This is a genomic window from Paracoccus versutus, assembly GCF_000763885.1.
Lineage (GTDB): Bacteria > Pseudomonadota > Alphaproteobacteria > Rhodobacterales > Rhodobacteraceae > Paracoccus > Paracoccus versutus.
Genome location: NZ_JRKO01000035.1, coordinates 26,364 through 45,256 on the forward strand (window position 1 = coordinate 26,364; position 18,893 = coordinate 45,256).

An 18,893-nucleotide genomic window follows, 5' to 3' on the forward strand; every position below is an offset into this window, starting at 1 on the left:
CCGCCCAACAGGGAGATTGAAGATGACGGGCAATCCGCCGCTTGGACCCTCGGCGCATGTCGACCGCTTCGCGCGCGACAACCTGCCGCCGCCCGAGCTTTGGCCGCAGCTGCTGCTGGAGGGCTTCGACTATCCCGAATACCTGAACGCCGCGGTCGAGCTGACCGACCGCATGGTCGAGCGGGGCTTCGGCGACCATATCGCGCTGATCGGCAACGGCCGCATCCGCAGCTACAAGGAGCTGACCGACTGGACCAACCGCATCGCCCATGCGCTGGTCGAAAGCTACGGCGTGCGGCCCGGCAACCGGGTGCTGATCCGCTCGGCCAACAACCCGGCGATGGTGGCCTGCTGGCTGGCCGCGACCAAGGCGGGCGCGGTGGTGGTCAACACCATGCCGATGCTGCGCGCGGGCGAGCTGGCCAAGATCATCGACAAGGCGCAGGTCAGCCACGCGCTTTGCGACACGCGGCTGATGGACGAGCTGGCGCTGGCCGCCAGGGACAGTCGGCACCTGACGACCGTGGTCGGCTTCGACGGCACCGCGAACCACGATGCCGACCTGGACCGGGCCGCCCTGTCCCAGCCGGTGCGGTTCCAGGCGGTGCGCACGGGACGCGACGACGTGGCGCTGCTGGGGTTCACCTCGGGGACCACGGGCGAGCCCAAGGCGACCATGCATTTCCACCGCGACATCCTGATCATCGCCGACGGCTATGCCCGCGAGGTGCTGGAGGTGCGGCCCGAGGATGTCTTCGTCGGCTCGCCGCCCCTGGCCTTTACCTTCGGGCTGGGCGGGCTGGCGGTGTTTCCGCTGCGCTTCGGCGCCTCGGCGGCGCTGCTGGAGAACGCCTCGCCGCCGAACATGGTCGAGATCATCCAGAAATACCGCGCCACCATCTGCTTTACCGCGCCGACCGCCTATCGGGTGATGATGCGGGCGATGGACGAGGGCGCGGACCTGTCCAGCCTGCGCGCCGCCGTCTCGGCCGGCGAGACGCTGCCCGCGCCGGTCTATGAGGAATGGATGGCCAAGACCGGCAAGCCGATGCTGGACGGCATCGGCTCGACCGAGATGCTGCACATCTTCCTGACCAACCGTTTCGGTGACAGCCGCCCGGCCTGCACCGGCCGCCCGGTCGCGGGCTACGAGGCCAGGATCATCGGCCCGGACGGGCGCGAACTGCCGCCGGGCGAGACCGGGCGGCTGGCGGTGCGCGGGCCGGTCGGTTGCCGCTATCTGGCCGACCCCGACAAGCAGCGCGCCTATGTGCAGGACGGCTGGAACCTGACCGGCGACAGTTTCTGGAAGGACGAGCAGGGCTATTTCCACTTTGCCGCCCGCACCGACGGCATCATCGTCTCGGCCGGCTACAACATCGCCGGCCCCGAGGTCGAGGCGGCGCTGCTTGCCCATCCCGACGTGCTGGAATGCGCCGTGGTCGGCGCCCCGGACGAGGCGCGCGGCCAGATCGTCGAGGCGCATGTCGTCCTGCGTCCCGGCGCCGCTGCCGACGAGGCGATGGCCAAGGGCTTGCAGGACCACGTCAAATCCGTCATCGCGCCCTTCAAATACCCGCGCCGCGTGGTTTTCGCCCAAGCGCTGCCCAAGACCGAAAGCGGCAAGATCCAGCGTTTCCGCCTGCTCGAGGGGCGGGCGTGACCCTTGGGGTTGCGGGCTGATGCGCGAAAGCCGTTGCAGCCCGCGACCGCATCATAAAAACATGCGACGACCAATCGCGCATCACACAGGGAGTATGTCATGGAACTGAAAAGGCTGCTGATCTGCGGCACCGCCGCCTTGGCCCTGGCCGGGGCCGCCCAGGCCGAACCCGTCAAGGTCGGCATGATCACCACGCTGTCGGGCGGCGGGGCCGGGCTGGGCGTCGACACGCGCGACGGCTTCCTGCTGGCGCTGAAGAACGCCGGTGAGGCGGGCCAGGCGGTCGAGCTGGTGATCGAGGACGACCAGCAGAAACCCGATGTCGCGGTGCAGATCGCCGACAAGATGATCCAGTCCGACCAGGTCGACGTGCTGACCGGCATCGTCTGGTCGAACCTCGCCATGGCCGTGGTGCCGGCGGCGGTGGCGCAGGACAAGTTCTACCTGTCCACCAATGCCGCGCCCTCGCAGCTGGCCGGGGCGGGCTGCCATCCGAAATATTTCTCGGTCTCCTACCAGAACGACAACCTGCACGAGGCGGCGGGCGCCCATGCCACGGATGCCGGCATCGGCAAGGTCTTCATCATGGCGCCGAACTATCCCGCCGGGCAGGATTCGCTGGCGGGCTTCAAGCGCTATTTCAAGGGCGAGGTGGTCAGCGAGGTCTATACCCAGGTCGGCCAGACCGATTACGCCGGCGAGATCGCCCAGATCCGCGCCAGCGACGCGGATGCGGTGTTCTTCTTCCTGCCGGGCGGCATGGGCATCGCTTTCATGAAGCAATATGCCGAATCCGGCGTCGGCAAGCCGGTGATCGGCCCGGCCTTCAGCTTCAGCCAGGACATCCTGCCTGCGGTGGGCGATGCCGCGCTGGGGGTCAAGAACACCGCGCAATGGTCCAAGGACCTGGACAACGAGGCGAATGCGGCCTTCGTCGAAACCTTCCAGGCCGAATACGGCCGGCTGCCCTCGCTTTACGCGGCGCAGGCCTATGACACGGCGAACCTGCTTCTCTCGGCCATCGCCAAGGCCGACGTGGGCGATGCCGACGCCTTCGGCGCGGCGCTGGCCGAGGCGGATTTCCCCAGCGTGCGCGGCAAGTTCCGCTTTGGCCCGAACCAGCACCCGATCCAGGACTATTACGTGCGCGAGGTGGTCAGGGAAGGCGACGTGCTGACCAACAAGATCATCGGCCCGGCCATGACCGACCATGGCGACGCCTATGCCGAGCAGTGCAAGATGTAAGCCCTGCCGGGCCGGGTCGATGAGGCCCGGCCCCCTGGCAATTCGGGAGAGAAAGCGGTGATGCTTCTGGCCGAGCAGGCGCTGAACGGCCTGCAATACGGGATGATGCTGTTTCTGATGGCGGCCGGGCTGACCCTGGTCTTTGGCGTCATGGGGCTGATCAACCTTGCGCATGGCTCGCTCTACATGACCGGGGCCTTTGCCTGCGCGGCGGTGGCGGCGGCCACCGGCTCGTTCTGGCTGGGGCTGGCGGCCAGCCTGGTGGCCGCCGCCGCGGCGGGCGCGCTGGTCGAGATGGCGGTGATCCGGCGGCTATACGCCCGCGACCACCTGGATCAGGTGCTGGCGACCTTTGCGCTGATCCTGGTGTTTTCCGAGGGCACGCGCTGGCTCTTCGGCTCGTTCCCGCTTTACCTCAAGCTGCCGGCCTCGCTTTCGGGGGCGGTGGTGCTGCCGGGCGGGCTGCACTATCCGCTGTTCCGGCTGGTCATCATCGGCTTCGGCGCGGCGGTGGCCCTGGGGCTTTGGTGGCTCATCACCCGCACGCGGCTGGGCATCCGCATCCGCGCCGGCGAGGCGGATCGCGAGATGATCGGCGCGCTGGGGGTGGACATCGCCCGGCTCTACACCATCGTCTTTGCGCTTGGCGCGGCGCTGGCGGGGTTCGCCGGGGCGCTGGTCGGCACCATCCAGTCGGTGCAGGTCGGCATGGGCGAGCCGGTGCTGATCCTGGCCTTCGTCGTGGTGGTGATCGGCGGCATCGGCTCGATCAAGGGCGCCTTCGTCGGCGCGCTGCTGGTCGGCATGACCGACACGCTGGGCAAGGCGCTGCTGCCGGGGCTGCTGTCGCGGATATGGGACGCCTCCAGCGCCAATACCGTGGGCGCCTCGCTGGCCTCGGTGCTGATCTATGTGCTGATGGCCGTGGTGCTGATCCTGCGGCCGCAGGGACTTTTCGGGGCGAGGGGCTGAACGATGCAGCAGACGTTGAACCGCGACACCGCCGTCAACCTGGCGATCTTTGCCCTGCTGGTCGCCACCGCCCTTGGCGCGCATCTGGCCGGCAACGGCTTTACCGTCACGCTGGCGACCAAGGCGGCGATCTTCGGCCTGGCCGGAGTGGGGCTGAACCTGGCGCTCGGCTATGGCGGGCTGATCTCGTTCGGCCATGCCGCCTTCTTCGGCATCGGCGGCTATATCACCGGCATCCTGGCCAGCCATGCCAGCACGGGCACGCCCGTCCTGAGCCTGCCCTTTACCGTCATGGGCAGCAACGAGATGCTGGGCATCTGGCCCATGGCCATGCTGGCCGCGGGGCTGGCGGCGCTGGTCATCGGCGCGCTCAGCCTGCGCACATCGGGCGTCTATTTCATCATGGTGACGCTGGCCTTCGCGCAGATGCTCTATTACTTCGCCATCAGCTGGCCGCGCTATGGCGGCGAGGACGGGCTGAGCTTCTATGTCCGCAACAGCTTCCCCGGCCTGAACACCTTTGCCCCGATCCAGTATTTCGCCATCTGCGCCACGCTGCTGGCGGTGGCGCTGGTCTTTACCGCGGTCGTCACCCAGTCGCGTTTCGGCCTGGCCTTGCAGGCGGCGCGGCAGAACAGCCAGCGCACCGTCGCCGTCGGCATCCGCCCCTATGCCATCCGGCTGACGGCTTTCGTGCTGTCGGGGATGATCGTCGGGCTGGCGGGGTCGCTTTACGCCGACCTCAACCGCTTCGTCAGCCCGGCCATGCTGTCCTGGCACATGTCGGGCGAGATCATGGTCTTCGTCATCCTGGGCGGCGTGGGGCGGCTTTGCGGCCCGGTCGCGGGCGCTGCGCTCTTCATCCTGCTCGAGCATGTGCTGGGCGGCATCAGCGATTACTGGCAGGCGCTGCTGGGCCTGTTGCTGCTGGCCATCGTGCTGTTCGCGCCGGGCGGGCTGATCGGCATCGTCACGAAAAGGGGCCGCCATGCCTGAACCCAAGCTGAACGAACCCATCCTGGAGATCCGCGGCCTGCGCAAGTCCTTCGGCGCGCTGGCGGCGACCGACGATGTCAGCCTGGACCTGCGGCCGGGCGAGATCCACGCCCTGATCGGCCCGAACGGTGCCGGCAAGTCCACGCTGATCAAGCAGATCGTCGGCGAGATCCGGCCCGACGCCGGCACCATCCGCTTCGAGGGGCAGGTGATCGACGGGCTGGACGCGGCGGCGCGGGCGCGGCTGGGGCTGGCGCGCAGCTTCCAGGTGTCCTCGGTGATCCCGGACTTCACCGTGCTGCAGAACGTCATGCTGGCGGTGGCCGGGGCCAGCGGCGCGGTGTTCCGCTTTCACCTGCCGGCGCTGGCCGACCGCAAGCTGACCGAACCCGCGCTGTTCCATATCGAGCAGGCGGGCCTGGCCGGGCGGCACCTGGTCCCGGCCGCGACACTGTCGCATGGCGAGCGGCGCAAGCTGGAGATCGCCATGGCCCTGGCGCTGCGCCCGCGCGCCTTCCTGCTGGACGAGCCGATGGCCGGCATGGGGCTGGAGGGCGGGCGGCAGCTGACCGCCATCCTGGCGGAGCTGCGCAACGAGGCGCCGATCCTGCTGGTCGAACATGACATGGATGCGGTCTTTGCGCTGGCCGACCGCATCTCGGTCCTGGTCTATGGCCGCATCATCGCCACCGGCAGCGTCGCCGAGATCCGCGCCAACCCCGAGGTGCGGCGCTCCTACCTGGGAGAGGACGCATGACCCGGCTGCTGGAACTGCGCGACGTGACCGCCTGTTACGGCCCGGTGCAGGCGCTGTTCGGCATCACGCTGGACCTGGACCAGGGCCAGGTGGTGGCGCTGATGGGCCGCAACGGCATGGGCAAGACCACGACCATCCGCTGCATCAGCCGGCTGATGCCGCATTCCGGCGGCAGCCTGCGCCTTGCCGGCCGCGATGTCGCCGGCCTGACGGCGCCCAAGGTGGCGCGGCTGGGCGTCGGGCTGGTCCCCGAGGGGCGGCGCTGCTTCGCGCCGCTGACCGTGGCCGAGAACCTGACCGTCGCCGCCCGCCCCGGCCCTTGGGACATGGCCCGCGTCTGCGCGCTGTTTCCCCGCCTGCAGGAACGCATGGGCCAGGTCGCGCGCACGCTGTCGGGGGGCGAGCAGCAGATGCTGGCCATCGGCCGGGCGCTGATGACCAATCCGCGCCTGCTGGTGCTGGACGAGGCGACCGAGGGCCTCGCCCCGGTCGTGCGGCAAGAGATCTGGGCCGGCGTGCAGCGGCTGAAAGCCGAGGGGCTGTCGATCCTGCTGGTGGACAAGTCGCTCAGCGAGATCGCCTCGGTCGCCGACCGCGCGGTGATCGTGGAACGCGGCGCGACGGTCTGGCAGGGCGGCATCGCCGATCTGACCGCCGATCTGACCGACCGCTATCTGGGGGTGTGAATGACGACGGCGATCTATCGCGGCATGAACCGGCAGGAACTGGACAGGGCCTATAGCAATACCGGCAGGCTCGCGGATTTTCCGGGGCTGATGCGGGATTTCCGCGCCCGCAGCGCGGCTTTCCATGCCGCGCAGGATTGCCGGCGGGACCGGCGCTATGGCCCCGGCGCGCGCCAGACCTATGACTGGTTTGCCGGCGGCGGGGCGGATGCGCCGGCCTTTGTCTTCATCCACGGCGGCTATTGGCAAAGCTGCGTCAAGGAGGATTTCGCCTTCTGCGCCGCCGGCCCGCTGGCGCGCGGCCATGACGTGATCCTGGCCGAATACACGCTGGCGCCGCAGGCCAGCATGACGCAGATCGTGGCCGAGATCGGGCAGCTTCTGGACCATCTGGCGGCGCAAGGGGCCGGGCGGCTTTGCCTTGCCGGGCATTCCGCCGGCGGGCATCTGGCGGCCATGCATCGCGGCCATCCCGCGGTCGGCTCGGTGCTGGCGATCAGCGGGCTGTTCGACCTGGAGCCGATCGGCCTGGGCCAGCTGAACGACAAGCTGCAACTGACCGCGGCCGAGATCGCCGCCTGCAGCCCGCAGCGCAACATCGCCGCCGGCGCACCCATGCTGGTCGCTGTCGGCGCCGGGGAACTGCCGGAACTGATCCGGCAATCGGACGACTATGCCGCGGCCTGCCGGCAGGCGGGCGAGCGTGCGGTGCTGCTGCATGTTCCGGGCTGCGACCATTTCCAGGTGCTGGACGACCTGGCGGACCCGGCCGGGGTGCAATTGACGGCGCTGGCGGCGCTGGACGGGCGGCGCTGATCCGGCCGCGGGGCGCCGGTTTCAGCGGTTGCTGTCGATCCAGCGCGACAGCAGCTGGCGGTCGCGGAAGCATTCGTCGGGCACGGCGCGGCGCTTGAGCCGGGCGATGCGCTCGGCGAAGGCGACCTGCTTCGAGGTCGGCAGCCCCGTCGCCGGCCGCATCCGCGCCTGCGCCTCGATCCAGGCGCTGAGCGTGCGGCGGTCCTGCTGCACCTCCCACGGCAGGAGCGTCTGGTTCCTCAGCGCCAGCGAACGCGCATAGGCGATCTGGCGCGGCGTGGCCGGCAGGGCAAAGGTGGTGGCATCCATGGCGGATCTCCCTTGCAGATCATGGTCCCAACATAGAACATATGGGGAACAAAATCAATCCGGGCACCCGAGGCCGCCATCTTTACAGGGAAAATCTGCGCGTCAGGGTCTTTTCGATCTCCAGGATGGCCATGAGCGTCACGCCGACCAGCACGATCACCAGCCCGTCGACAAAGGCGACCGGGGCGCTGTCGAACAGCTCGTGCATGAAGGGCGCATAGGTGAACAGGACCTGCGCCCCGACCACCACCGCGACCGCCCCCAGCACGGCGGGCGTGCCCATGGCGCCGATCAGGCTGAACGAGCTGCGGTGCAGGTAGCGCACGTTGAACAGGTAGAAGATCTCCATCACCACCAGCGTGTTGACCACCATGGTGCGGGCGCCCTCGACGTCATAGCCGCGGTTCAGGGCAAAGGCGAATATGCCGAAGGCCCCCAGCATGAACAGCACCGAGACGAAGCCGATGCGCCAGACCAGGAAGCGCGACAGGATCGGCGCGTCGCGCGGGCGCGGCGGGCGGCCCATCACGTCGGGTTCCGACGGCTCAAAGGCCAGCACCAGTCCCAGGGTGACGGTCAGGATCATGTTGATCCACAGGATCTGCACCGGCGTCATCGGCAGGGTGACGCCCAGGAAGATCGCCAGGATGACGCACAGCACCTCGCCGCCGTTGGTCGGCAGCGTCCAGCCGATCACCTTGCGGATATTGTCGTAGACGGTGCGCCCCTCATGCACGGCGGCGACGATCGAGGCGAAATTGTCGTCGAGCAGCACCATCTGCGCCGCCTCCTTGGCGGCCTCGGTGCCCTTGCGGCCCATGGCGACGCCGACATCGGCCTGCTTGACGGCGGGCGCGTCGTTCACCCCGTCGCCGGTCATGGCGACGATATGGCCGTTCGCTTGCAAGGCATTGACGATGCGCAGCTTGTGTTCGGGCGTGGCGCGGGCAAAGACGCTGACTTCCTCGACCACCCGGCGCAGCCTTTCGTCGGGCATGCCGTCCAGCGCCGCGCCCTCCAGCACCTTGGGGTCGTCGGCGATGGCCAGCTGGCGGGCGATGGCGGCCGCCGTGCCCTTGTGGTCGCCGGTGATCATCTTGATGGCGATCCCGGCCGAGCGGCATTCGGCCACCGCGGCGATGGCCTCGTCGCGGGGCGGGTCGATGAAGCCGGCAAGGCCCAGGAAGGTCAGCCCGCTTTCGACCATGGCGAAATCCAGCCGCTCGACCTCGGGGCCGGTGGCAAGGGTGGCAAAGCCCAGCACCCGCTCGCCGCCCTCGGCGCAGGCGTCGATGCATTCCTGCCAATAGCCGGCATCGAGCGGCAGGGCCGCGTCGCCCGCCGCCTGCGCCCCGCACATGGCCAGCACCCGCTCGGGCGCGCCCTTGACGAAGATGCGCCGCCCGCCTTGGGGGCCGGCCTGCGGGTCGTCGTGCAGCGTGGCCATGAAGCGGTGCTGCGCGTCGAAGGGGATCTCGTCCAGCCGGTTCCAGGCGGCGCGTTCGGTTTCCGGGTGCAGGCCGGCCTTGGCGGCGGTGGCGACCAGCGCGCCTTCCATCGGATCGCCCAGCACGGCCCACTGCCCCTCGCGCTCGACCAGCAGGGCGTCGTTGCACAAAAGCCCGGCGCGGATCAGCGTGTCGCGCTGGGGATCGGGCAGGGGCTCGGCGCCGTCCGCGTCCGAGAACCGCCCCTCGGGGGCGTAGCCGGTGCCCGAGACCGCGGTCAGGCTGGCGGCAGTCACCAGATGGCGCACGGTCATCTCGTTGCGGGTCAGCGTGCCGGTCTTGTCCGAGCAGATCACCGAGGTCGCGCCCAGCGTCTCGACCGCGGGCAGGCGGCGCACCACGGCATTGCGCGCGGCCATGCGGCGCACGCCGATGGCCAGGGTGATGGTGATGACGGCGGGCAGCCCCTCGGGCACCACGCCGACCGCCAGCGCCACCACCACCATCAGCGCATCCAGCGCGTCATAGCCCCGGAACAGCGTGGCAAAGGCGAACAGCAGCGCCGCGGTGGCGATGGCGAACCAGGTGAAGCGGGTGCCGAAGGCGTTGATCTGGCGCAGAAGCGGCGTGGTCAGGCTTTGCACCGCGCCGATCATGTCGGAAATGCGGCCGATTTCGGTCCGCGGGCCGGTCGCGACGGCCACGCCGATGCCCTGTCCGGTGGTGATCAGCGTGCCGGAATGCAGGATCGGCGCGCGGTCCCCAAGCGCGGCATCGGGCGCGACCGGGCCTTCGGTCTTTTCCGCCGGCACCGATTCGCCGGTCAGGATCGCCTCGTCGGCGCTGAGCCCGCGCGCCCGCAGCAGGCGCAGGTCGGCGGGCACCTTGTCGCCGGCCTCGACCACCACGATGTCGCCGGGCACGATCTGGCGGGTGTCGAGCGTGTGCCGCTCGCCCTCGCGCAGCACCACGGCATGGGGGGCGATCATGTCGCGGATCGCGTCCAGCGCGCGCTCGGCCTTGCCTTCCTGGATGAAGCCGACGATGGCGTTGACCAGCACCACGACCACGATCACCGCGCCGTCGATGACATGTCCCAGCGCAATCGCCGCCACCGCCGCGGATAGCAGGAAATAGATCAGCGCATTGTTGAACTGCGCCAGGAAGCGCAGCACCGGATGGATGCGGGCGGCGGGCGGCAGCTCGTTCGGGCCGAAGCGGTCCAGCCGCCGCGCGGCCTCGTCATGGGCAAGCCCGTCCAGGCTGGTCGCCAGCGCGGCGCAGACCTCCTCGCCGCTCTGGGCGTGCCATGCGACCGGGTCCGGCACGATCTCGGCTGGCTTCATCGGGCTCTCCTTCGGCAGTCACCTGTCCCTGACCTGTTTGGCGGCATTCGCCGGCCAGCGCAATGCGGGGGGCCGGGCCCTATCGCTGCAGCACGTAGCTGCCCGGCGCGTCGGCCAGCCGCGCACGGCCGGCCTTGCCCGCGCCCATGGCCGGCGGGGCCGTGCGCCCGGCCGAGGAATGCGCGGCCAGCCATTCGGTCCAGGCCTCCCACCAGGAACCCGGCCGCGCCTCGGCGGTCTCGGCCCAGGTGTCGGGGCTGGGGCAGCGCCCGCCGGCGTCGCGCAGCGCGATGCGATAGCGCCGGTGCGGCCGGCCCGGCTCGCTGACGATGCCGGCGTTGTGGCCGCCGCTGGTCAGCACGAAGGTCAGCTCGGTATTGCTGAGGTAATGGATCTTGAACACCGAGCGCCAAGGCGCGACATGGTCGCGCTCGGTGCCGACGACGAACATCGGCACGCGGATGTTCTGGATCGCGGCCGGCCGCCCCTCGACCATGAAGCGCCCGGCGGCCAGTTCGTTCTCCAGGTAGAGCCGCTCGAGGTATTCGGCATGCATGCGATAGGGCATGCGCGTCGAATCGGCGTTCCAGGCCATCAGGTCGATCATCGGCTTGCGCTCGCCCATCAGGTAGTCATGCACCATGCGCGACCAGATCAGGTCGTTCGAGCGCAGCAGCTGGAAGGCCCCGGCCATCTGGTCGGCAGAGAGGTAGCCGCGGTTCCACATCATGCTTTCCAAGAGGTTCACCTGGCTGTGGTCGATGAACAGCGCCAGCTCCCCCGGTTCGCTGAAGTCGGTCTGCGCCGCCAGCAGGGTCAGGCTTGCCAGCCGGTCGTCGTCGCCATGCGCCATGTCGGCGGCGGCGATCGACAGCAGCGTGCCGCCCAGGCAGTAGCCGACGGCATGGACCTTGCGCTGGGGCAGGACGGCGCCGGCCGCATCCAGCGCCGCCATCACCCCCAGCCGGCGGTAGTCGTCCAGCGTCAGGTCGCGGTCCTCGGCCTGCGGGTTGCGCCAGGAGATGCAGAAGACCGTATGGCCCTGCGCCACCAGGTGCCGGATCAGCGAGTTCTGCGGCGAAAGGTCCAGGATATAGTATTTCATGATCCAGGCCGGCACGATCAGGATCGGCTCGGCCATCACCGTCTCGGTGGCGGGGGCGTATTGGATCAGCTCGATCAGGTGGTTGCGGAAGACCACCTTGCCCGGCGTCACCGCCACGTCCTTGCCGACCACGAAATCCTCGGTCCCGACCGGGGGCTGGCCGGTGGCCTCGCGGATCACGTCCTCGGACCAGTTGCGCATCCCCTGCACCAGGTTCATGCCGCCGGTCTGCATGGTGCGGGCGATCACCTCGGGGTTGGTGAAGGGCAGGTTCGAGGGCGAGAACACGTCCAGCATCTGCCGCGCGGCGAAGGAGACGATGTCCTGGTGATGCGGGTTCACCCCCGGCACCTCATGCGTGGCATTGTGCCACCATTGCTGTTGCAGCAGGAACGCCTGCGCCCAGATGCTGAAGGGCGGCTTCTTCCAGCCCTCGGCGGCAAAGCGATAGTCGCCGGGCAGCGGGTCGATGCAGGCGGGCGCCTCGCGGTCCACGCAAAGCGCGGCCAGGTGGCACAACAGCCGCGCGGCCTTGCGGTTGGCCTTGTCGATCAGCTCCATCCGCTTGCCGGGCGCGGCGGCCAGGTGCATGGTCCAGTCCTGCAAGGCCAGCGTCAGCGCCGCCGGCGAGAGCCCGCCGGTGAACTGGGCCGTCATCGCCTCGCGCATGCGGTCGAAGGTGCGGAAGGCTTCGCGCCCCAGGGGCTCGGGGCAGGGCACGGGCGGCAGTTCGGCGGATACGGCGGCGGGCGTCGGCGCGCGGGTCGGGGTCTTCATGGGCATCTCCTCGGCGGACGCGGGGGCGCAGGGACCGGATGGCGACGGGGCGGGGCTGGGCCATTCCGGCCTGGCTGCGCAAGCATCTGGCCCACCCTTGCGAATATCAAGCCGCCGGGACGTTGATTCAAGTCAAGCCGCGCCGGTTTTCCCGTCAGTCCCGCAGGCCCCGGCGCCGGGCCCAGAGCAGCCAGCCCGCCCAAAGCGCCGCCAGCGAGAACCAGGTCAGGGCATAGCCCAGGTGGCTGTTGCGAAAGCGGACCACGGTCAGCCCGCCGATGGGCTGCGCCCCGTCGCCGCGGGCATCGGCGTCCAGGAACCAGGGCGCCACCGGCCCCAGGCCCTGCGCCGCGGCGATGGCCGCCGTGTCGCGGGAATACCAGCGCCCGGCCGCGGGATCGTTGCCGCGCAGGAAGGCGCCGCCCGGCTGGCTCATGCGCAAAAGCCCCGTCGCCGCCACCTCGCCCTGGGGCAGGGGGCGGTCGTCGCGGGCGGCATCCGCCACGAAGCCGCGATTGACCAGCACGGTCCAGCCCTGGGGCGTCTGCAGCGGCGTCATCACCCAAAAGCCCGGTCCCCGCTCCGTCACCGCCTTGACCAGCGTGTCGCTGTCCGCGCGATAGCGGCCCGTCACCGTGACCCGGCGATATTCGGCATCGCGCGCCTCCAGCGCCGCCCATGCGGCGGGTCCGGGTGCGGGGACGGGGCTTTCCGCCAGCCGCGCCTCGACCCGCGCGATCAGGTCGGTCTTCCAGGCCAGCCGCTGCACCTGCCAGACCCCCAGCGCCACCAGCGCCAGGAACACCGCCAGCGCCCCGGCCGAGGCCGCCAGCCGGCGCAGGGTCACGAGCCGAAGCCCTGCGTCAGCTCATGGTCCATCTGCGGCATCATGTTGGTGTTCATGTGATACATGACCCAGAGCGAGCCGGCCAGCAGGATGACCACCACCACCACGGTGAAGATGGTGGAGAGCATGGTCCAGCCCTCTTCCTGCTTGCCGTTCATGTGCAGGAAATAGACCATGTGGACCAGGATCTGCACCACGGCAAAGCCGATCACGGTGACGGCGGTCAGCGCCCGGCTTTCGAAGCCGCCGGCCATGACCAGGCCAAAGGGGATCGCGGTCAGGATCACCGACAGCAGGAAACCCTTGATATACGAGGAATAGCTGCCGTGGTCGTGGCCATGATCGTCGTGATGCGCGGCATGGGTGTGGTCGGCGGACATCAGATCATCCCCAGCAGATAGACGAAGGTAAAGACGCCGATCCAGATGACGTCGAGGAAATGCCAGAACATCGACAGGCAGACCATGCGGCGCTGGTTCGCCGGGATCAGCCCGGTGCGGGTGATCTGCACCATCAGCGTCACCAGCCATATCGAGCCGAAGGTGACGTGCAGCCCATGCGTGCCCACCAGCGTGAAGAAGGCCGACAGGAAGCCCGAGCGCTGCGGCCCGGCGCCGATATGGATCAGGTGGTGGAACTCGTAAAGCTCGATGGCCAGGAAGCACAGGCCGAAGAACAGCGTCACCGCCAGCCAGCGCAGCGTGCCCCGCTGGTCGCCCTTGCCCATGGCCAGCATGGCAAAGCCGAAGGTGATCGAGGACAGCAGCAGCATGGCGGTGTTGACGGCGACCAACTCCAGGTCGAACAGGTCTTTCGGCCCCGGCCCGGCGGCGAAGCTGGTGCCCAGCACGCCATAGACCGCGAACAGCACCGCGAACATCAGGCAGTCGCTCATCAGGTAGACCCAGAAGCCCAGGCTGGTCGAGGCGCCGTCGGGGTGGTGATGGGGCTCAAGCTCCCAATGGCGGGCCATGGTGTCGGTCGTCGCGTGGCTCATCTCTCAAACCCCCTGCGCAAGCTGGCGCGTCCGGGCATCCTCGGTCGCCTCGATTTCCGAGACCGGGATGTAATAGTCGCGGTTGTAGTTGAAGGTATGGGCGATGCTCACGGCGACGATGCCCAGGAAGCTTGCCGCCGCCAGCCACCAGACATACCAGACCAGCGCCATGCCGCAGACCGTGGCCAGCGCGGCCAGGATCACGCCGGTGCCGGTGTTTTTCGGCATGTGGATCGGCATGTAGCCCCCGGTCGGGCGGGTGGCGCCCTGCTGCTTCATCTCCCACCAGCTGTCCAGCCCGTGCGAGATCGGGTTGAAGGCGAAGTTATAGGCCGGCGGCGGCGACGAGGTCGCCCATTCCAGCGTCCGCCCGTCCCAGGGATCGCCGCTGACATCGCGGTATTCCGGCCGGTCGCGGCGCAGGATCGAGACGCCGAACTGCACGAACATGGCCGCGATGCCGCAGGCGATCAGCACCGCGCCGAAGGCGGCAATGGCGAACCAGATCCGCAGGTCCGGGTCGTCGAAGACGCGCAGCCGCCGCGTGACGCCCATCAGGCCCAGGATGTAAAGCGGCATGAAGGCGGCCCAGAAGCCCACGACCCAGAACCAGAACGAGACCTTGCCCCAGAACACGTCCAGCTTGAAGCCGAAGGCCTTGGGCCACCAGAAGTTGATGGCCGCGAACAGGCCGAACAGCACGCCGCCGATGATGACATTGTGGAAATGCGCGATCAGGAACAGCGAGTTGTGCAGCACGAAGTCGGCCGGCGGCACCGCCAGCAGCACGCCCGTCATGCCGCCGATCACGAAGGTCAGCATGAAGGCGACCGTCCACATCATCGGCAGCTCATAGCGGATGCGGCCGCGATACATGGTGAACAGCCAGTTGAAGAGCTTGGCCCCGGTCGGGATCGAGATGATCATGGTGGTGATCCCGAAGAACGAGTTCACCGAGGCGCCCGAGCCCATGGTGAAGAAATGGTGCAGCCAGACCAGATAGCTCAGCACCGTGATGCAGACCGTGGCATAGACCATCGAGCTATAGCCGAACAGCCGCTTGCCCGAGAAGGTCGAGGTGACTTCCGAAAAGACCCCGAACAGCGGCAGGATCAGGATATAGACCTCGGGGTGGCCCCAGATCCAGATGAGGTTGATATACATCATCGGATTGCCGCCAAGGTCGTTGGTGAAGAAATTGGTGCCCACGTAGCGGTCCAGCGTCAGCAGGATCAGCGTCATGGTCAGCACCGGGAACGAGGCGACGATCAGGATGTTGGCGCAGAACGAGGTCCAGGTGAAGACCGGCATCCGCATCATGGTCATGCCCGGCGCCCGCATCTTCAGGATCGTCACCAGCAGGTTGATGCCCGACAGCGTGGTGCCGACACCGGCGACCTGCAGGCCCCAGATGTAATAGTCCACCCCGACCCAGGGGCTGTAGCCGATGCCCGACAGCGGCGGAAAGGCCAGCCAGCCGGTCTGCGCGAACTCGCCCAGGAACAGCGAGGCCATGGTGATGACCGCGCCCCCCACCGTCATCCAGAACGAGAAGTTGTTGAGGAACGGAAAGGACACGTCGCGCGCGCCGATCTGCAAGGGCACGACATAGTTCATCAGCCCGGTGATGAAGGGCATCGCCACGAAGAAGATCATGATGACGCCATGCGCCGTGAAGATCTGGTCGTAGTGATGCGCGTTCAGGTAGCCCTCGGAGCCGCCGAAGGCCCAGACCTGCTGCAGCCGCATCATGATCGCATCGGCAAAGCCGCGCACGAACATGATCAGCGCCAGCACGATATACATGATGCCGATCTTCTTGTGATCGACCGAGGTGAACCACTCGCGCCAGAGCCAGCCCCAGAGCCGGTATTTCGTCAGCGCCGCCAGGCCCGCGATGCCGCCCAGGGCGACGACGACGAAGGTCGCCCAGACGATCGGCTCCTTCGGGATCGCGTCCCAGTTCAGCCGGCCCAGAAGAAAGGTGGTCTCGTTGGAAAAGGTAGCCATGCTTTGCGTCCGATCAGAAGTTCTGCGCCCGGCCCTCGGCCGGGTCCAGCAGCGTGACGGCATTGTCGGGCGAGGGGGCGAAGGGCCCTTTCGGCGGCACCAGCGCATGGCCGCGCATCGGCGTCATGTCCACCGGCGCCCGCGCCAGTTCGGGCGATTTGCCGAACATCAGCGCCGAATCCTCGGGCGTGCAGAACGAGGCGACCTGGAAGGGCTCCCATCCCAGCACCGGCGCGCGGGTGCCGCGGCGCTGGTCCTTGTCATAGGTCAGCTGCGTCACGTTCATGGTGCCGGCCAGTCCCGTGCCGCCCTGCGCGTCCAGCGCCATCATCTCGGCCATGCAGATCTTGCCCGGCTCGACGCACATGTTGACGATGCGCTGGAACAGCTGCGGATCGACCTCGGCAAAGGACATCGGCGGCACGTTCTCGCTGGGCGCCTCCAGCTCCAGGTAGCGCGGGCGGTCCAGCGCGCCGCCGGCCGCGCGGGCCTTTTCGACCCAGGCGTCGAAGCCCGCCTCGTCGGTGGCATGCGCCTTGAAATGCATCCCCGAGAAGCCGTGCCCCGAGTAATGCGAGGCGATGCCCTTGTATTCGCCGGGATTGTTGAAGACGCCGTTCAGCTTGGTCTCCATCCCCGGCATGGCATAGATCATGCCGGCCATCGCGGGGATGTAGAAGGCGTTCATCACCGAGGTCGAGGTCAGCGTGAACTCGACCGGCCGGTCCACCGGCACGGCCAGTTCGTTGACCGAGGCGATGCCCTGCTCGGGATAGATGAACAGCCATTTCCAGTCCATCGCCACCACCTGGACCGGCAGGGGCCTGTGCGCCTCGGTCAGCGGCCGGTCGGCCGCGATGCGGTCCAGCGGGCGATAGGGGTCCAGCAGATGCGTGCCGACCCAGGTCAGCGCGCCCAGCGTGATGATGATCAGCAGCGGTGCGGCCCAGATCACGAATTCCAGCTTGGTCGAATGGTCCCAGTCCGGCCGATAGTCGGCGTCCTTGTTCCTTTCGCGGTAGCGGCGGGCAAAGACCACGGTCAGCACCATCACCGGCACGATGATCAGCAGCATCAGCAGCGTCGAGATCACCAGCAGGTCGCGCTGCCGCGCGGCCACGTCCCCGGCGGGCGCCAGCACCTCGGCCTTGCAGGCGGCAAGCGGAATCAGCAATGCAAGCCATGGCAGGCGGGCGAATTTTCGTATGCAGGTCATTGGACTACCCGATGTCGGTGAGCGACAGAGACGGACGGCTGAGTCGCGGGGCCGCGACATGGCACGGGGCGAATTACCTTGATCTAGGTCAAATCCGCCATGCGACGTTTTGTCCTATACAGTTCAGTTTTGGCTTGCGGCAGCTATGATGCCGGAAACGCCGCGGCGGGTTGGCCCGTGCCCGGCACGAATCTGCATCGCATCGGATTCCTCGACACATGAGCACGACCTCCTCCACGCCCGCCGTGCAATCGGCCCCGTCCTCGCATGGTCGCCACCGGGTTTCGCCCTCGGATGTCGCTGTGGGCGTCATCATCGGCCGCACCTCGGAATTCTTCGATTTCTTCGTCTTCGCCATCGCCTCGGTGATCGTCTTTCCGCAGCGGATCTTTCCCTTCGCCGATCCGCTGACCGGGACGCTCCTGTCCTTTGCGCTGCTGGCGCTGGCCTTCGTCGCCCGGCCGCTGGGCAGCGCGCTGTTCATGAGCATCGACCGCCGCCACGGCCGCGTGACCAAGCTGACGGCGGCGCTGTTCCTGATGGGGACCGCGACCGTCGCCATGGGCCTGATCCCCAGCTACGAGAACGTCGGCGGCTGGGCCGTCGTCATCCTGGCCATGCTGCGCATCGCGCAGGGGCTGGCCTTGGGCGGCGCCTGGGACGGCATGCCCTCGCTGCTGGCGCTGACCGCGCCGCGCCACCGCCGCGGCTTCTACGCCATGGTGCCGCAGCTGGGCGCGCCCATCGGGCTGATCGTCGCCAGCCTGCTCTTCGCCTATCTGGCGGCGAACCTGACGGCGCAGGATTTCCTGGACTGGGGCTGGCGCTATCCGTTCTTCGTCGCCTTCTCGGTCAACGTGGTGGCGCTGTTCGCGCGGCTGCGCATCGTCGCGACCGAGGAATTCGCCGAGCTGTTCGAATCGCGCGAACTCCAGCCCACCCGCATCGGCAAGACCCTGCGCGAGGACGGCGGCGCGATCCTGATCGGCATCTTCGTGCCGCTGGCCAGCTTTGCCATGTTCCACATGGTCACGGTCTATCCGCTGTCCTGGATCTATCTCTATACCGACGAGACGCTGCTGAGCTTCCTGATCATCGAGGCGGTGGCGGCGACCGGCGGTATCCTGGCCATCCTGCTGTCGGGCTGGCTGGCCGACCGCTTCGGCCGGCGCAACCTGCTGCTGGTCGGCGCGCTGCTGATCGGCGGCTTTGCCGCGTTGGCGCCCTTGCTGCTGTCCGGCGGCCAGACCGGCGAGCTGGTCTACATGATCGCCGGCTTCTTCATCCTCGGCCTCAGCTTCGGGCAAAGCTCGGGCGCGGTGGCGTCGCTGTTCGAGGCGCGCAACCGCTATACCGGCTCGGCCATCGTCTCGGACCTGGCCTGGATGTTCGGCGCGGGCCTTGCGCCGCTGACGGCGCTGCTGCTGTCGACCTGGCTTGGGCTGCCTGCCGCGGGGCTTTACCTGCTTTCGGGCGCGATCTGCTCGACCGTGGCCATCCTCTTGTCGGGCAAGCTGGAGTTCCGCGCCATCGACCCCTGACTTCGACCCCTGACCTCGGCCCTTCCGCACCCCCACCCGCGGCAAGGATGTTGTGCAATCCCTGGGCTTAGGCTTATCAAGGTATTGCGAGCAGGAGGAACGCCGGAATGGCGCCCGTCGCAGCCCCGAAAAGGCTGCGCCGGGCGCGGTCGCAAGGTTGGG

General features: G+C 68.2%; 16 protein-coding genes. 8 read left to right on the forward strand and 8 right to left on the reverse strand.

Annotated elements, in window-relative coordinates; genetic code table 11:
* Nucleotides 1-22: 22 nt before the first annotated feature.
* From IT40_RS16140 to IT40_RS16170, 7 genes are all read left to right on the forward strand, one after another.
* Complete coding sequence (locus tag IT40_RS16140) at nucleotides 23-1,663, forward strand: AMP-binding protein (protein ID WP_036757380.1); 1,641 nt, start codon at nucleotides 23-25, stop codon at nucleotides 1,661-1,663.
* A gap of 99 nt (nucleotides 1,664-1,762) precedes the next feature.
* The gene (locus IT40_RS16145) at nucleotides 1,763-2,908 is read left to right on the forward strand and encodes an ABC transporter substrate-binding protein (RefSeq protein WP_036757383.1); all 1,146 of its coding nucleotides are present in this window, start codon (nucleotides 1,763-1,765) and stop codon (nucleotides 2,906-2,908) included.
* Between the two features lie 60 nt (nucleotides 2,909-2,968).
* Nucleotides 2,969-3,880 (forward strand): branched-chain amino acid ABC transporter permease, encoded by a 912-nt coding sequence (locus IT40_RS16150; protein ID WP_036757384.1) that lies wholly within the window; start codon nucleotides 2,969-2,971, stop codon nucleotides 3,878-3,880.
* A gap of 3 nt (nucleotides 3,881-3,883) precedes the next feature.
* On the forward strand, nucleotides 3,884-4,876 hold the full coding sequence (locus tag IT40_RS16155) for a branched-chain amino acid ABC transporter permease (RefSeq protein ID WP_084197195.1): 993 nt from the start codon (nucleotides 3,884-3,886) through the stop codon (nucleotides 4,874-4,876).
* A complete protein-coding gene (locus IT40_RS16160; RefSeq protein ID WP_036757386.1) occupies nucleotides 4,869-5,633 on the forward strand; it encodes an ABC transporter ATP-binding protein in 765 nt (254 codons plus the stop codon). The genes IT40_RS16155 and IT40_RS16160 overlap by 8 nt, the downstream gene beginning before the upstream one ends.
* Nucleotides 5,630-6,319 carry an ABC transporter ATP-binding protein gene (locus IT40_RS16165; protein ID WP_036757388.1) on the forward strand — a complete coding sequence of 230 codons (690 nt, stop codon included), beginning with the start codon at nucleotides 5,630-5,632 and terminating at the stop codon, nucleotides 6,317-6,319. The genes IT40_RS16160 and IT40_RS16165 overlap by 4 nt, the downstream gene beginning before the upstream one ends.
* Nucleotides 6,320-7,135 (forward strand): alpha/beta hydrolase, encoded by an 816-nt coding sequence (locus IT40_RS16170; protein WP_036757390.1) that lies wholly within the window; start codon nucleotides 6,320-6,322, stop codon nucleotides 7,133-7,135.
* Nucleotides 7,136-7,156: 21 nt separating this feature from the next.
* Here IT40_RS16170 and IT40_RS16175 read toward each other — a convergent pair whose 3' ends face one another.
* The 8 genes from IT40_RS16175 to cyoA all read right to left on the reverse strand — a co-directional run bounded on the left by IT40_RS16175 (nucleotide 7,157) and on the right by cyoA (nucleotide 17,190).
* Nucleotides 7,157-7,444: a hypothetical protein gene (locus tag IT40_RS16175; protein ID WP_011751319.1), complete on the reverse strand. Its 288-nt coding sequence runs from the start codon at nucleotides 7,442-7,444 to the stop codon at nucleotides 7,157-7,159.
* A gap of 82 nt (nucleotides 7,445-7,526) precedes the next feature.
* Nucleotides 7,527-10,238, reverse strand: a complete 2,712-nt coding sequence (locus IT40_RS16180; protein ID WP_036757393.1) for a cation-transporting P-type ATPase — start codon at nucleotides 10,236-10,238, stop codon at nucleotides 7,527-7,529.
* A gap of 79 nt (nucleotides 10,239-10,317) precedes the next feature.
* Entirely contained in the window at nucleotides 10,318-12,120 is a 1,803-nt protein-coding gene (locus IT40_RS16185) for a PHA/PHB synthase family protein (RefSeq protein ID WP_036757396.1), read from the reverse strand.
* Between the two features lie 154 nt (nucleotides 12,121-12,274).
* Nucleotides 12,275-12,967 (reverse strand): SURF1 family protein, encoded by a 693-nt coding sequence (locus tag IT40_RS16190; RefSeq protein ID WP_036757398.1) that lies wholly within the window; start codon nucleotides 12,965-12,967, stop codon nucleotides 12,275-12,277.
* Nucleotides 12,964-13,347: a cytochrome o ubiquinol oxidase subunit IV gene (gene cyoD / locus IT40_RS16195; RefSeq protein ID WP_036757399.1), complete on the reverse strand. Its 384-nt coding sequence runs from the start codon at nucleotides 13,345-13,347 to the stop codon at nucleotides 12,964-12,966. The genes IT40_RS16190 and cyoD overlap by 4 nt, the downstream gene beginning before the upstream one ends.
* Complete coding sequence (gene cyoC / locus IT40_RS16200) at nucleotides 13,347-13,964, reverse strand: cytochrome o ubiquinol oxidase subunit III (protein ID WP_036757401.1); 618 nt, start codon at nucleotides 13,962-13,964, stop codon at nucleotides 13,347-13,349. The genes cyoD and cyoC overlap by 1 nt, the downstream gene beginning before the upstream one ends.
* Nucleotides 13,965-13,967: 3 nt before the next feature.
* The gene (gene cyoB / locus IT40_RS16205) at nucleotides 13,968-15,974 is read right to left on the reverse strand and encodes a cytochrome o ubiquinol oxidase subunit I (protein WP_036757402.1); all 2,007 of its coding nucleotides are present in this window, start codon (nucleotides 15,972-15,974) and stop codon (nucleotides 13,968-13,970) included.
* Nucleotides 15,975-15,987: 13 nt separating this feature from the next.
* The gene (cyoA, locus tag IT40_RS16210; RefSeq protein WP_036757404.1) at nucleotides 15,988-17,190 is read right to left on the reverse strand and encodes a ubiquinol oxidase subunit II; all 1,203 of its coding nucleotides are present in this window, start codon (nucleotides 17,188-17,190) and stop codon (nucleotides 15,988-15,990) included.
* A 218-nt stretch (nucleotides 17,191-17,408) separates the two neighbouring features.
* Between cyoA and IT40_RS16215 the strand changes: the two genes are divergently transcribed.
* A complete protein-coding gene (locus IT40_RS16215) occupies nucleotides 17,409-18,731 on the forward strand; it encodes an MFS transporter (RefSeq protein WP_036757406.1) in 1,323 nt (440 codons plus the stop codon).
* Nucleotides 18,732-18,893: the final 162 nt, after the last annotated feature.